A 16,689-nucleotide genomic window follows, 5' to 3' on the forward strand; every position below is an offset into this window, starting at 1 on the left:
ATGAAAACACTTCGCCATCATCGCCTCTTCCTTGGCTGGTTCATGACGCTGCTGATCTTTGTTCAGCCTGCGATGAGCCTGCAAGCAGCGACCGTCTACTGGGGGGAGCCTGGAGATGTGGGGAATCCCCTTTATGACGGCGACTGGAACACTTCTGACGCCACCTGGTATCCAACGTCTGCCGTGGATAGCGGCGGCGACGTGTGGCAGGACTTCGATATTGCTTCGTTCGGAGATCCTGTGAACGGCGGGCCAAGCTTGGTGACGTTGACGGAAAACATCACGGCAGGCGGTTTGCGGTTTGCTTACAGCGATCTCACCCTGACAGCGGCGGATGAGTTTACCCTGCTGACCCTTGATGATGGCGATTCGAATCCGTTGACGGTGCCGAAGATAACCCTGGCAGGTGATTCGGATGCAGGAGACATTACAGCAATCCTCAAGACGGGTCTGGCAGGTAATCAAGGCGTGGTGGTGGAGTTTGAGGAATTGGGCGCTGGTGGCGGAGTGTTTGGTGGCCGGCTGGTTCTGGGAGACTCGGATTCGTTCGCCAACCAAATGACCGGTGGAATTACACTCAAGAACCAGGTCACGATCCAAGCGATTGTATCGTCTGCGAACCCCAATCCGCTGGGCACCAACGCCCTTACACTTGAAGGCGGGTCAACTTTGGAGATTCAGGGTTTTAGCAATGCCCTCACCGGCTTCTCGGGGCGTTTGTTTAACACCACAGGCACGGGAGACTCTAGTCGCGTGGATTTCACCCAGACCGCAACAGGTTACACGCAGCCTCTGCCCGGCACGGTCAATTTTCTTTCTCTGGCGACGACTCCTACGCTTGAAATCAGTGCGTTGGACGGTTCGCAGGCCACGTCGCTCAATTATCAAAACCAGGCCAACGTGCTTACAAGAGCCACCAACTATGGGGTGCAGTGGATCGGGCAATTCGATGTCATCACCGGAGGAGAGTATTCATTCTTCGCAGGCACGGATGACGGCTCACGGATTTTCATCGACGGGGTGCTTGTCTTGAACAAAGACGGAAGCACAGGCACGGTGGCCAGTGCGCCGGTTCAATTGGCGTCCGGCAAGCACGAAATCCGGGTGGACTATGTGCAAGGCGGGGGCGGTGCTTCGATTAGAATTGACTGGTCTGGACCTGACACCTTTGGCCAGGAAACTGCGGCGCCGTTTGAGTTCTACAACTTGCGGCAGGTGATGACAGGCGTCACCCAGGCCGAGACCAACACTGCTGCCGGTGCCAGCAATGCGATTTATCTGGGCAACGATGTGCATTTGACAGGTGATGCCAGCATCAACTTGGTGGGCACCAATTTCGTGGCTGCAAAATTGGGCGCGCTGAAATTGGACACGGGTGTGACATTGTCGATTGCGTCGATCGATGTCCCTGGTCCGATCGGTATCGTCAGCAGTGAGATCACGGGCAATTCTGATGGTTTTGGTCAGACATTGCGGTTCGGTGGTACAGTGGGCTCGCCGACACTGTTTGGCGACAGCACGAACGGGCCGGGCACGGTGACGATGGCTTCCAACGCAAACGTGGCTATTGACGGGGTGGTCTCAGACGGCGGTCAGAATATGACCATTCTCAAAACGGGTGCAGGTCGTTTGTATTTCGGGGGCACTCAGGATGCGAACTCTCTCGGATCTGGCACGACGATTGAAATTCAGGGCAGCAATCTGGTTCTGGTGGGCAGCACGGCGGCGGGCGCATACAATCCCATTGGTCAGGCGTCCATTGTCTTGAATGGTGGCGGTTTGGTTCTCGACTCGAAAGGGGCCACGGTGACAGGGACGGGACCAACGTTTGCCAATTCGATCTCGGTGCAGCAGAACACGACAATCCAAAGTGTGGTCAATGCTGCCACCACCACGTTGGGTGGCACCGGCAAAACTCTGTCGATTGATGCAGGACTGAAATTGACCCTGGATGCCATTTCTGCCGGCCGATCCACCACCGATCCGGCGGCCACCCTGTTGATCGGGAGTGCGATCACTGGCGCTGCTGACACGCAACTGCTGATCCGTTCCACCCTGATGAACGCGGGAAGCCTGCTGGGGGTCGAGGCGACCAGTTTAAATGGTACGATTCCTGCGGCAGCGATCGCCAATTTTAGCTCTACGGTCACGGTAGCCAACACGGAGGGCCTGGCGCCTGGCGTGACTGTCACGGGGGTGGGCATTACCGCTGGCACGACGATTGTTTCCGTCGACAGCCCCACCTCGTTCACGATTTCCCAGCCTGCGACCGTCACTGACACGGTGGCATTGACCTATGGCTTGGCTAAACCTTTGCTCAACTTTAACTTCAATACATCGGCACGTGGTATTGTAGCGTTGCGTGGAGACAATTCCGGCTTTTTGGGGGATGTGGACGTTGGCGCTGGCTCGATCCTCAGGGTGGAAGGGCCGCAGGGGCTCAATGGCAACAACGTCCTGTTGGGCAGCAACGGGAATTTGGCGCTGAGCACCGACGGGAATGGTTCCGCAGGGAATGAAACTTTCGACTACAATCTAAAAGTTACAGCTCTTGGCAATGCCACTCTGACAGTGGGCCGGTTGGGATCAGATTTTGCGCCCTACTACACGTTGGCCGGCAACAAGCTTTCCCAGATCGACACGCTCTCCCTGCAGACTGGAATTGTTCGGGTCGTGAACAACAATGCTTATGGTTTGGAGGTTACTGGAAACACCACGCTCGGGGGCGCCCCCACATTCATTGTCAACAATGCCACCACCTCGAATCTGCTGCCCGGACTGGAACTCAGCGGAGTTGTCTCGGGCGCGTCCACCTTCGTCAAATCCGGAAGCGGCACCTTGGCGCTGACCAATACGGGTAACAATTTTGGCGGTGGCTTCAACGTGAGCACCACGGCAACCTCGGGCACCGCTCTGTTGAAAACTGCGAGCACGGCTTCGCTGATTGTTGGGCAGAAGATCAGTGGTGCGGGCATTCAGTCGGGTTCTGAGATCACCCAAATCGTTGACGCTACCACCTTTGTCATCAACAAGACCATCACTCAGGCAAATCCCACCATCACGGTGACTCCTCTCATTGATGTTTCCCAAGGTGTTTTGGCCGTGGCCAGTGACCAGGCATTGGGTGACGCGGCCAACCAGATCCGGTTGAATATTTCCGCCACCTCCAATGCGGGCTTGAGAGCGATCGGGACATTTGGCACCAGTCGCACGATCATTCTGAACCAGATTAACAATGCCGTCGATGTCACTGCGGGAAATACGCTGACGATGAACTCGGCCTTCACGATTCCGTCCGCTTCAAACAATCTGCAGAAAAACGACCGTGGCACCTTGGTGCTCACTCAGGCTCAGGCTGCCACGACCGGTGCATGGACCGGAAACCTGACTGTGGCCCAGGGGGTGGTTCGACTGCAGAACGCGGGTGCGTTGGGTGGTGCAGGATCAGGGGTGGGTTCGTTCAATTTCTCCAACAACACTGCGACCGGGGCCACGCTCATTGGCAATGTGGGAGCCGCGCTTGAACTGACGGGCGGTATCTCCGTGCCGGAGATGCTGGTGTTCACCCCTGGCAACAACGTTACCTCTGCCGGTATCAACGATGGCGGTGCCCTGCGCAGCGTGTCTGGAAACAACATCTCGACCGGAATTATCCTCTTCAATGGCGAGACCAGCGCAGACAACAACTCACGTGGAGCTCTGATTTCCGTGGATCTGGGGTCCCACCTGGACATCCAGGGCACCATGATTGGGCGAGTCGGCTCAAGCGGGACCGGACGTGATTCTTGGTTCGCTCTGGGCGGCGAAGGGAACGGTACCATCAGCGGGACCATCCTCTACAATGGCAATTTGGCCAGCGGGGTCTTCTCCTTGATCAAGGTGGGCACCGGCACTTGGGAACTGACCAATCTCAACGCGTTCTCCGGGCAGAACATTCATGTCCATGAAGGGACGCTGGCGGTGAACGGTGCAGGCACGCTGGGGGCTGGAAGTGGCACCGTTTTTGCGATGCCTGGTGGAACGGTCAAACTCGACAACACTGGCACCAACACCATTAACCGTCTGGCCAATCGCTCGCTGAATCTCTATGGGGGCAGGCTTGACATTCTTGGCAAGAGTTCGGCGACCAGCCAGGAAACCACCACTGGAACGCTGACTTTCAACACGGGGCAAAGTGTCATTACACTGACCGTCGGCGCCTCGGGGCAGTTGGATTTTACGACGGGTGCGGTTACACGTGGTTCTGGCAGCACGGTGCTCATTCGTGGCAGCAATCTTGGATCCGCAGCGGGAACAGGAGTCGCCACGATCCAAGCAACTGGCGCTGGCTATGCTTTCATTGGGCAGATCGGAGCCGCCAGCACTACCAACAAGGGCATCCTGCCTTATGCGATCATTGATTCCACCATTGGCGGCTTGGGAACTTCCTTTGCCACCGCGGACAGCGTGACGGGAATTCTGCGCGCCTTGACCCCTGCTGAAATGATCACCACCCTGACCAACAATCAGAGTGGTGTGGCGACGCCCATGAACATTTCGTTGTCCACAGATCAGGGATTTGGCGTGTCGGTGGCAGGTAACAGCATGACGGTAAACTCGCTCACCCTCAATAGTGGTGGCGGCGTCAGTATTACCACAGGACAAACGCTGGTGTTGGACAGCGGTGGCGTGCTGGCCTTTGCCGGCAATGTGGGTATTGATGGTGGCAGGCTCACCACCACTTCCAACCGCGAGATGATCGTCCACTCCTTGGGAAATCTGAACATCACCAGCACCCTGAGCACCTTCTCAGGCGGTCTGACCAAGGCTGGAGCAGGTGTTCTCACTCTAGGAACTCAGAACTTCTACAACGGCATCACCCGGGTGAATGAGGGCAGGCTCAAACTGGACGGCGGTACCAACACCATTTTCTGGAACAATGACTTCATCCTCCAAGGTGGGGAACTCGATCTTAATGGCGGCGTTCAGGTGCTGAACCGGCTGCGCATCGATGGCTCGTTTGCACGCAACGCCAATCTGATTGCTGACACGGGTGGCGTGGTGATGAACAGCTTGATCGGTCCGGCAAACGTGGCGACTTTGGGCTTGGTCAACACGAACGGCAGCTTTTCTGGATCGATTTCCGGCAATGTGGCCATGGTGCTCTCCAATTCGGCAAACGGCTTCCAAGGTTGGAACATCTACTCCGGCAACAATTATACCGGTGCCACCATCATCAATGGCGGTCGTCTCCAACTTCTGGGAGAGGGGACTCTGAGCGGCACATCCTTCATAGAGATCAGTCAGGCCATGCTGCTGCTCTCGAACAACAATGCCACTTCGGTCATCAACCCTCAGATTGACAACCGGATCAATGATCTGGCGCCGATTCTCCTGCGTGGCGGCGTAATCCAGTATCGGGCGCGCAACGCGATGGAGGGTTTCGAGAATTTCGGGGCGTTGACGCTGGCGGAAGGCAACAGCCTGATCGACGTGGCGGAGCCTGGCTCTGGAATCAACAGTTCCACCGCCACTTTTGCCAGCCTCGTCCAGGGAAATCACGGCACACTACGATTCTTCAATGTGGACGGCACGCTCGACAATTCCCGCGCCAGGGTGTTTTTCAACACTCTGAACGGGGTCGCCACAACCAATGTGGGGGATGGTCTGATCAACAACATCATCGGGGGTTGGGCGGTGATTGACCGAGACTTTGCCAGCTACACTCCGGGCACCGGGGTTGGTGCTCTGAATGGCGCAGGATATGCGGGCTACTCTCCCAATACCATTCATAATGGCACGGTCACAGACAACATCCGGATGACTTTCCCAACCATCACGTCAATTGGCGTTGTGGGAAGCAACACTCTGACGGTGTCCAGCACGGCTGACTTGAGCCCAGGGGACCCTGTCTTGGGCAACGGCATTGCAGCTGGTGCGCAGATCGACCAGATCCTCAGCCCGACGCAGTTTACCATCACGACCACGCTCGGTGCGGCCAATCCGACCCTGACGGTGCCTAGAACTGAAACGCTTGTCGAAGATCGCACCGTTAACAGTCTTGCGATGGTCGTGTCCGGCCGGGCCACTCTCGATTTGGGTGGGCACACACTCAATGTGAACAGCGGAGGTCTCATTGCTTCCCAAGGGTTCGATCTCAGCTCGGCCACGGCCCAGGTGCTGAGCAGTTCGACTTCCAGTTCAGCAGTGGTACTCGGCAGCGTGCCCAACACCCTTGTGGTGGGTTCGACCTTGCTCGGTTCGGTTGTCACTGCCGTCAATGGAAACAACGTGACATTGGCGGGGAATGCGAGCGCCAATATTCTGGCGTCTTCGGTTGAGACTTATTCTACCTCAACGACCGGTTCCGTGTCAGTCACGAGCAGTTCGACTGGCAGCAAGGTGGTCAGCGTTGCCAGCGTGCCCGGCACACTGACGATTGGATCTACCCTTCTTGGAGCTACGGTCAGTGCCATTAACGGCACTACGATCACTCTGAATGCCAACGCCAATGCCACCATCTCTTCACCTTCGAGTCAGCCCTACAACACAGACATCAGTTCGGCCGTGACGGTGTCGGGCAGTTCCACCGGGAGCAAGAATGTCACGTTGGCCGCCCCCCCTCCGGGATCGCTTATCGTGGGTTCAACGTTCATGGGATCAACTGTTGCCAGCATCTCTGGCACTACGATCACCTTGGTGGACAACGCGTATATCAGTGTGACTGGACTTTCGAACCAGGCGTTTGTCAGCAGTCTTGAAATGCCGATCAATATCCAGAACGGCAATCTTACGGCCGGAAGCGGAAATGCCGACCTCTACCTGCATGCAATTGGCTACATCAATGGTCTGGCAAATGTGTACAATCGTGACGTGAACGTCAGTGCGAACATCGTGGATAACGGCACCGGAAACGTGACGCTCGTCATCAACGGCTCGGAGGGCCGTGGCAGCACGGCCGGTGTCAGTGCCTTCCGCACCAATGAACTCACCTTGAGCGGCAACAACACCTACAGTGGCGGCACCTATGTTAACTCGGGCTTTGTTGTGCTGAATTCTGCTGTTGGAAGAGCATTTGGTCTTGGTGATGTCACCATTACTGGTGGCGCCAGCACACTTGGCACCACCTTCCAGGAACACAGCACCACCGTGGTGTTGGGTCGTTCAAGCCAGATCGCGGACACAGCCACCGTTTCCCTTTTGGGTGCAGCGACGCTGGAGCTCAATGGATTCAACCAGACACTTGGTGGTTTGATCTTTAACAACACCGGCGGCAATACCCCGACGTTGCTCGCAGGCACAGGTGTCTTCACGCTCAATGGGAACATCGACGCCAGTTCGGCAAACTTGGGGAGCACCTCGACAATCACCACCGGGCAGCTTGTCACCAAGATTGTGAATGGCAGCAACGACATCGTCGTCGGCAGCAGCGCCGGTCTGTCCCTGGGAACGGTGGTGACTGGTTCGGGCATTGCTTCAGGCACTTACATCACGGCCATCAGCGGCGATGGCAAAACGGTGACGCTCTCCGCTGCAGCCACATCAACAGGGAACAGCCTGTTGACATTCGGGACTCTTGGAACGGTGGATCTCGGTTCCTCGGATCGCACGGTCAACGTCAATCCTGTTCGTGTGACTTATGATGGAGGCAGCACTTATGTGAATCTGGCGCCGTTGCTCCCAGGCTTGAACATCACCGCCAATCTGACAGGTGCTGCGGGCACAGGTATCATCAAGACCGGTGACGGACTGCTGCAACTCGGCGGGGCCAGCACCTTTGATGGCGGGGTGGATCTTCAAGCAGGTGGCATTCTCTTTGGTGCCAGCAGCGTCTTCAACTCCGGCACGCTTGGACAGGTCTCTTCAGGTCCTATTGGTACCGGCATGCTGACGATGGCAGCGGGAACCTCGCTCCTGGCCAATGGCAACTGGAACATCGGCAACGATGTCACTGCCAACGGGGATTTTGCATTCGACAGCATTTCTCCCACAGGCAACAACCTGACACTCAGCGGCACCGTCACGCTGCCAAACACCGTCACGATCAATGTCATCAATCCAGGCATGACCGCCGCACTGAGCGGCACGATCCGGCGTGCTGGCAGCGGTGCCATTGTGATCACCAAAACGGGATTGGGCACCTTGTCATTGGGCGCGCTCGAATCCGGAGATACAATCACCTTGAACCTCAATGATGGAAATCTGGCGCTGCTCAACGACGGAAACGGCACGGGTTCGAAAGAGGTGCTCGCCACGGGTATCACGCTGATTCCTGCCGGCCCGGTCAATGTTACCCTCGGTCGTTCAGCGACGAAATACGCTCCTCTGTTTCTCTCGGCATCAAACAAGACGCTGCAGATGGCCGCCTTTGCCATGAACGGCCCATTGATGGTTACGAACAACAACGGGTATGGATTGGAACTCACCGGTGCAGCCACTTTGGGCAGCAATCAGATGATCAGTGTTGCCAATGCATCGAATTCCAACGTGATACAGGGCCTGACCTTCTCGGGCGTCTTATCGGGCACATCGGATATCACCAAAATTGGCAATGGCACCCTGGCCCTCACCAACAGTGGCAACAATTTCACCGGGACGATCGACATTCAGGCTGGTGTTGTTGCCGTTGACAGCGACGGAGCGCTTGGGAATGGCGCCAATCAGGTTATTCTCGATGTCAACGCAGCGACGGGAGTCGGCCTGCGCGCCACCGGCAGTTTTGGAACAAGTCGGACGATCAAGCTGAACAAGGCTAGCAATGCGATTGAAGTTAGTTCGGGCAATACGTTGACCTTGAACACCGCCTTTGCTTTTGGATCGGCCAACAATGCGTTGCGCTTGAATGACAATGGAACGCTGGTCCTTGCCGCCGCCAACAGTGCCTGGACTGGCGTGATGACTGTGGGATCTGGTGCTGTCAAAGTGACGAACATCAGCGCGCTGGGCACGACCGCCGGTAACACGGTGGTAACCGGCACAGGGGCTGCACTGCAGATTGCAGTGGTTGGAACAAACACGATAGCAGAACCTGTGACCCTGAACGGTTCTGGCATCAATGGTGCTGGAGCGCTACAGGCTGTTTTGGGAACCAACACCATGAGTGGTGCTGTCACTTTGGGATCGGCCTCCTACATTGGTGCTGATGCTGGAGCCACGCTGATCCTTTCTGGAGCGCTTAGCAGTGCACAGGCTCTCACCTTCACCGGGGCGGGTAACATCAGCAAGACGAGCACCGGATTTGGCGCAGTGAGTTCCATCACCAAGCAGGGCAGTGGCAACTTCACTCTGGGCGTGACCAGCGGGTCTTTTGGGGGAGGTCTGACGATTGATGAGGGGACTTTCATCATCAACTCCGGCGTGACCATCGGTGGAACCGGAACGATCACTGTTCGGAACAACGGGGTTCTTGATCTCCAAGGTGGGCTGGCTCACATGTCTGGTGCGCGTGCACTCAGTCTGCAGGGGGGCAAACTTACGGTCAGTGGCCTGGCAGGTTCAGCTCAGGTGTTGGGGACACTGACGACGAGTCGCAGCCAGACCAACGTGATCAACTTGGCGGCCGGCACAGGCACAAACACCCTGACGTTCAGCAACTTGGTCCTGAACGGTGACTCCAGCCTCAACTTCACCGGCACGCTCAACAACACCACCAACCGGATTGCCTTCAGCACGACTCCAGGCATGACCAACAGCATCATCCAGCGTGCTTTGGTCAATGGTACGGACTTCGCCACCTACAACGGCAGCGGCGGATCTGGAAACATCCAGGCCTTTTCCGCCTACAATGCCTCGAATAACATCGACAGTCTGGGGACGACAACAAATGCAACGCTGCAGGTGTCGGCTACTCCGACCTTTGCTGGGACCACGAATCGCACGGCCAATGCCATCAAGATCAACGGCAGCGGCATCATCATCGGCAACGGCATCACCACTCAGGGGGCCACACTTTCCCTCACCGCGGGAGCTATTTTGAATGTTGGCGGCAACAACACCTTGGGTGTCGTGAGTGCGACCAGCCCTTTGCGCATTCAGTTCAATGCTCAGGCCTATGTGGCCGTGGCTGGGGGGACGACGCTCACCAGCAACAGTCTGCTCAATGGCACTGGTGGTTTTGTGAAAGATTTGGACGGCACTCTGATCATCAATGCACCTGCCAACCGCGCGGGTGTGGCCAACGTCAGCGGTCAGACGCTTACTGGCAATTTTGTGATTGATGCCGGCACGGTGAAACTCAATGGAGGTAACAATACGCTGACTCCCAACCAGTTTTTGATTGTGGCACCCGGAGCCACGTTGGACCTGAATGGAACGTCGCAGTTTGCGTTTGGGACTCGCGGAGATGGTGCGGCGTTGAAAGGCAATGCAGGAACCTTCACCAATAGCAGTGTCAGCGCTGCAGCTCTCATTCTCGGGGCTGACAATGGTGGTTTCAACTGGGGAGGGGTAATCAAGGAGGAGTCGGGTGCTGGAGCCATGAGTTTCCTGAAAAGCAGCCCGCAACAGTACAACTTCCTCAACGACAACACTTACACGGGTGCGACCGTGTTCGCCGGCGGCAACAACCTCCTCCTGGACGGCGGCAGGCTTTCGGGCACGAGTTCGATTGCTGTTAACTACGCGCTGCTGCGCTTGGATGACAATGTGAACTATGCGTTGGCAAACCGCTTGAACATCAATGCGGACATCACAATGCGTGGCGGCAGCCTGGTCTATGTTGGCCGTGCCCAGACGGAAACATCGCAGTCGGTCGGCAATGTGATTCTCGCGGAAGGCTACAACATGATCCAGTCGGCCAATGGTGGGACTGGCATCAATTCGGCGACGTTGAACATCCTTTCGCTGTCACGTGCGCCGGGATCAACAGCGACGGCGCGTTTCCCAGACAACGGCATTGGATTGATTGGCAGCGTGGGCCGGATTTTGATTGGCGAACTCAATGGTGTTGACACAACCACCAACGCAGTGGGTGCGGGATTGACCAACAACCTGATTGGACCATGGGCCGTGGTGGATCGCGAATTTGCCAGTTACATTCCAACTCTGGGAGTCGGTCGCCTGAATCAAACGGGCTTTGCCGGTTACTCGACCAACTTGCTTACCGGACAGGGCGCCAACGCTCCTCTGGAGACGGACAACATTCGTTCCACGGGAAATGTGGGGCCGTTGTATGGCGACACCACGGTGAACACCTTTGCGTTGGTCAATCCGGGCGCAGCCCAGACTACGGTCGATTTGGGGGGCTATCAGCTGACGCTTAAGGGTGGCGGCCTTCTGTTGGCCCATAGTGGAGACAACCGAGACATCAGCATTGTTAACGGCACCATCACCGGTGGCACGCTCAACACGGCGAGTGATTTGTATGTTCATGTGCTGCCCTATGGGGGAACCAATCGCACGGTGACGATTGATGCGGCCATTACAAACAATGGCACCGGGGCCGTGCGCATGATCATGTCCGGCAGCGATGGAGCTGCGAATCTGACGCTGAACGGTGTCAACACCTACACAGGGGGCACCGTGGTCAACGGGGGGGTGCTTATCATTGGTTCGACCGGTTCGATTGCCGGTGGGGGAATCACCATCAATGGTGGCTTCAATTCTGGCAGCGGTATTCTTGTTCAGAACCTGGGCGGGGTGATCGATTCGAGCAACATCGTCACGCTCAATGGTACCGGTCAGCTGGTGCTCGCTGGAGAGCAAACACTGCAGGGACTGGTCTTCAACGGTACCGGCGGTGGCACCACCGTTCCTACGGTCAGTTCGGGTGAGGGATTGCTCACCATCGGCGCCGGCGGCATTGTTTCGAATCCGTTCAATCCGGCGAATGCGCCGCTGCTGGTGGGACGCATCGATCTAGGCACTTCAGCAAACACGGTCACCGTCAATACTTACGACTTCAACACCTTCACCAACTTTGCACCCACGACGCCTGGCTTGATCATGGGAGGGGTGGTGGGATCATCCGGTGGTTTCACCAAAAACGGTGATGGTGTGCTTCAGATCAATCAGTCCACCTTCACTGGTGCGCTTAACGTGGCGGCGGGAAACATACAGTCCGGAGCCTTCAACAGCGGTTCACGTTTCGCGGACCTGAATCTCGGGAGCGTAACCTCTCTTAACTTGAACGGACAGGCGACTGTCTGGGGGTCTTTGGGGGGCAGCGGTTCGGTATTCAACAGCGTGGCCAACTCGCAAACGTTGTCGGTTGGTTTTAACAACGCCGACAGCATCTTCTCCGGCCAGATCAACCGCTTCAATGATGCCGTGCCGAACTCGGTCAATCTCATCAAGGTGGGAACTGGCGTGATGTCCATAACGGGCACACAGAATGCGCTGAGCGGATCCAGCGGCACGGTCACCATTGCCCAAGGTACACTGGCCTACACTGGTGCGGGGAAGGCCCTGATGCCCACGCAGACCGTTCAAAGAGGTGGCACGCTCCTTTTGGACAACGTCACCACCAATGTTAACAATCGCCTGGCTTCGCCGCTTTCCGGGGCGGTCAATTCCACTCTCAATGTCAGTGGTGGAACGCTGACCATCTTGGGCAACAGCGGCGCCAATACCTCAGAACTGCTGACCACCCTGACGGTGGCCAATGGCGGTGGGGTGATCAATCTTGATGCAAACGCTCTGCGCAACGTGACCTTGACCGTGACGACGCTTTCCGGCATCAGCACAGGAGGCTCTTTGCTGCTGCGCGGTGACATGAACGCTGTGGGAGTTACAGGTGCCCAGAATGGATTTGCCAATCTGGCTGTGGGCAATTTTCAAAACATTGCGGGGCAGGCGACCTCCGCGAATGGCAACGGGACCTTCAAGATGATTGTCCGGCCCGACATCATTGCGGATTATTCCCTCACGGGGCTTGGGACTGCTTTCGCCGTCAAAGACTCGGTGTCCGGTTATGTGCGGCCTCTGGCAAACAATGAAATGCAGACCACCTTGGCGAATGCCTCGCAGGACAATTTCTCCCTTAGCTCTACCGGTGCGATCACCAACGGGTTTAGTTCGAACGTCAACAGTCTGCGCCTGCTGGATGGGGGTGGAATTGGCTACTCCTCATCGGCGGGTTACTCCCAGGCGGCGTTTGGTCTCCAGACTCGTTGGGGTGGAAATATTGTCGCAGGTGGTGGTGGCATCCTCACCGAATTTGTGCGGACGGGGGGCATCTTGGCCTTTGAGGGCAACACTGGGATCACGACTCCGGGGCTCGGTACTTACAGCGGCTGGCTCTACTTCCATACCATCGGTGAGAACACGAATTTGAACGTCGCCAGCACGATCTGGAACGCCACCGGTGGCATTGTCAAAACGGGTGCAGGCACCCTGACGCTGAGTTCCCGTAGCTATCATTTTGGCAACACCATCGTGAACGACGGTACGCTCATCCTTGGCGGAATGGACAACACTCTTGGGGTGATTCGGCAGGATCTCAGCACCACTGCCAACGTTGCCGCTTATGCCAACCTTTACATGAACGGTGGCAAACTCGACCTCAACGGTGGCAGCCAGATGATCGGCACGCTCGGCACCGCCAACGCCCTGCCAGTAGGTGGGGAAATCACAAACAACTCCGCCACTGCGGCCATGCTGACAACCACCACTGGCAGCATCGTTTTCGGCGGCAGCCTGACTGGTAATCTAGGCCTGACCAAGAACGGCAACAGCAATCTGGCCCTGAGCAATGCCAACACCTATACCGGCGCCACCATTGTTCGCGCCAACACTCTTACACTTCAAGACAGCGGAACGCTTTCCGGCACGTCCTCGATTTCGGTGAACTACTCTCAGTTGCAGTGGGAGAACCGCGGGCTCAATCCGCTCGACAACTCAAACCCAGTTCGTGTGGCGGCAAGCGTTCCGCTTTATCTGCAGGGCGGAACATTCACCATCCAAGGTGGTGGCTCGTTCGACACCACGGTGGCCTTTGACAACGTGACCATTCAGGGGGGCGGCAGTATCATAAATGTGTTCCCCTCTGCGAACGCCGGCAGCGCGGTGGAGCTTTCCATCGGCAACCTGCTGCGTGGCACCGCAGATCACGGCGTTGTGAATTTCGTCTCCAATGTGGGAATGGGGGGCACGGGCAACAACAACAATGCCCGGGTGCTCATTTCCGCCGTCAATGGCCAAGGGTTCTCCGCGTCGCAGCTTACGAACAAGCTGATTGGTGGGTGGGCTGTGGTGAACGGAGACAGCTTCGCGACGTATCTCGACGGTGTGGGCGTGGGCACGCTCGGCAGCATCGTGGGTGGCAATGTATTTGCGGGAGGCAACCGTTTCGCCTCCTATGATGGCGGTGACCTCACTGCTTCCAACACGCAGTCCACTTGGAACATCAATGACAGTTCCAACCGGACACTGACTCTGTCCAAAACGCTGAATTCGTTGAGAAGAGGCGGTGGCACTTTGACTCTGGGTAATTCAACCTCGGGAGGAACCATACTCACCCTCACGACCGGCCTGCTCACCAACGCAGGTGGCAGCACCACCATAAATTCGTTCAATGCAGCATCGGCTCTGACCTCGGACAGTTCCGAGTTTTTCATCTTCACCAATCAGGCCACCACCACTCTTAACACGCAAATCACTGGCAGCTTTGATCTCATCAAGAGCGGTGGCGGCACGTTGACGCTGGGAACAACCGCCGGCAGCCTTTCCAACAACTACACTGGCACCACCTACGTGAATCAGGGAACGCTGACCCTGAACAAGAGCGCGGGGCAGATCTCCGTTCCAGGAAATCTGGTCATTAGCAATGCCACGGTGTCCATGAACACCAATGCTGGTCAGATCGTCTCCAGCAGCAATGTCACGCTTAATGGTGGAGCGGTTCTCAGCTTCGCCAATTACTCTGGTGCCACCACCACCACCCTCGCCAGCCTGACCTTCAATGGCGAAGGCGGCACGACTCAGCCGGATGTTCGATTTAATGCTCCTGGTGCCCTTCACACACTGAATCTGACCGCCAATAATGCCATCAACGTGGTCAACAACAATGCAGGGACAACCCCGCGTATCACCGCAGCCACCAATGCCGCGAACCGCTCGCTGGTCAATTTCAGTGGCGCCGCGCCGGTCATCACCGTCTCTGGTCTCTCTCCCGTGGGGCTGGTCATCACCTCGCAGATTTCCAGCACCAGCGCCGCCATTTCCAAGGAGGGAGACGGGGCGCTCGCTCTGTTTGGTGCCAGCACCTACTCGAACGGGTTCAACCTGCGGGACGGCACCCTTATCTTCGGCATTAATACGCTGGGAAGCCCTGGGGCGCTGACCAATGGAGCAATCGGCACCGGGGTGCTGACGATCGGTGGCGGTGCTCCCGGCAGCAAGCCAACCATTCAGGCGGCAAACCGCCTGGCGGTTGCTACTTCGACTACCAACAACACTCTCAATGTCACCATCAATGGCACCAACACCGCTTCCGGGTTGGGCCTGACGGTTGGTCAGGCATTGGTTGGCAGTGGGATCCGCACAGGGACGTTCATCACCAGCATCGATCCAGGGAATAAGATCTTTACCATGAGCCTTCCGGCTTTCTCCACGAACACCGCCAACACCTTGCGATTTACCACGGTCGTCGGCAATGCCGTTACTCTTGCGGGCGACTTTGCTTTTGGCGGCGACAGTCCGACCTGGTATTTGAGCTACGACCTCTCGCTGACGGGTGGTATGAACCTTGGCGGCGGATCACGCACGATTTCGGTCAACAGTCCATGGGCCACCGGTTACATCAGCGGCCAAATCACCAACGGGGTGAATTTTACCAAGGACGGCGCGGGCATCCTGGTTCTCACCAACAGCAACAACTCGTGGAGCGGATCCACCAACATCAATAACGGCATCCTGGTGCTCGGAACCTTCGCGGCAGGCACCAATGACGGCGTGCTTCCTGACGGTTCGGCTCTTACCATTGGCGCCGGGGCGATGCTCGACATGGCCGGCCGCAGTGAGAGAGTGGGATCACTCGCTGGTGCAGGCGTTGTCACCAACTCGCATGATTCGAGGACCGGCTTCCCCAATCTGGTCTCCACCCTGACCGTGGGTGGCGACAACACCAGCACTGAATTCTCCGGGGTTCTGACTTCGGTGTCGTCCCAGTTGTTCTCGTTGGTCAAGGAAGGCAGCGGCACACTTACCCTTAGTGGTGTGCTGAGCAACTACACCGGTGTCACGACGATCAACGGAGGTGTCATCAGCATCAGCACCTTGGGCAATGGTGGCGCAGTCAGCGGCATCGGAGCTGCCAGCTTCGCGGCGGGCAACATTGTTCTCAATGGTGGTACACTGCGCTATACAGGCGCCACCACCAGCACCAACCGCTCTCTCACCATCGGCGCCGGAGGTGCGACTGTGGATGCCTCGGGTTCGGGTGCGCTCACCATCACATCCGCCAACGTCGCAGGTCTTGGCTATGGAACGGCCAATCAGGCCCGCAGCCTGACATTGACGGGAACGGCGAACGCCACGCTCCTCAACGCGTTCGGCAAAATCATTGCCAACAACACCCAGGCCACCACGGTGACAAAGAACGGCACCAACACTTGGGCGTTGACCGCCGCGAACACCTACACCGGAGCCACTGCGGTCAATAGTGGTACACTGGCTGTCACCACGGGCTCACTGGCCAACACGACCATCACTGTGGCGAACGGTGCGACTTTCAGTGCGCTGACCACCGGCACTTATATTGCGGGAAATAAC

Annotated in this window: 1 protein-coding gene (only partly in view); it reads left to right on the forward strand. The window is 57.1% G+C overall.

The window, feature by feature from the left end:
* Positions 1-16,689: the 5' portion of an autotransporter-associated beta strand repeat-containing protein gene (locus KDL09_RS00395; protein ID WP_294380180.1), read on the forward strand. The gene runs 14,664 nt beyond the window's last position; only the first 16,689 of its 31,353 coding nucleotides appear in the window; the start codon lies at positions 1-3; its stop codon lies beyond the right edge, outside the window.

The sequence above is a fragment of the Prosthecobacter sp. genome (assembly GCF_020439865.1).
Classification (GTDB): Bacteria; Verrucomicrobiota; Verrucomicrobiia; order Verrucomicrobiales; family Verrucomicrobiaceae; genus Prosthecobacter.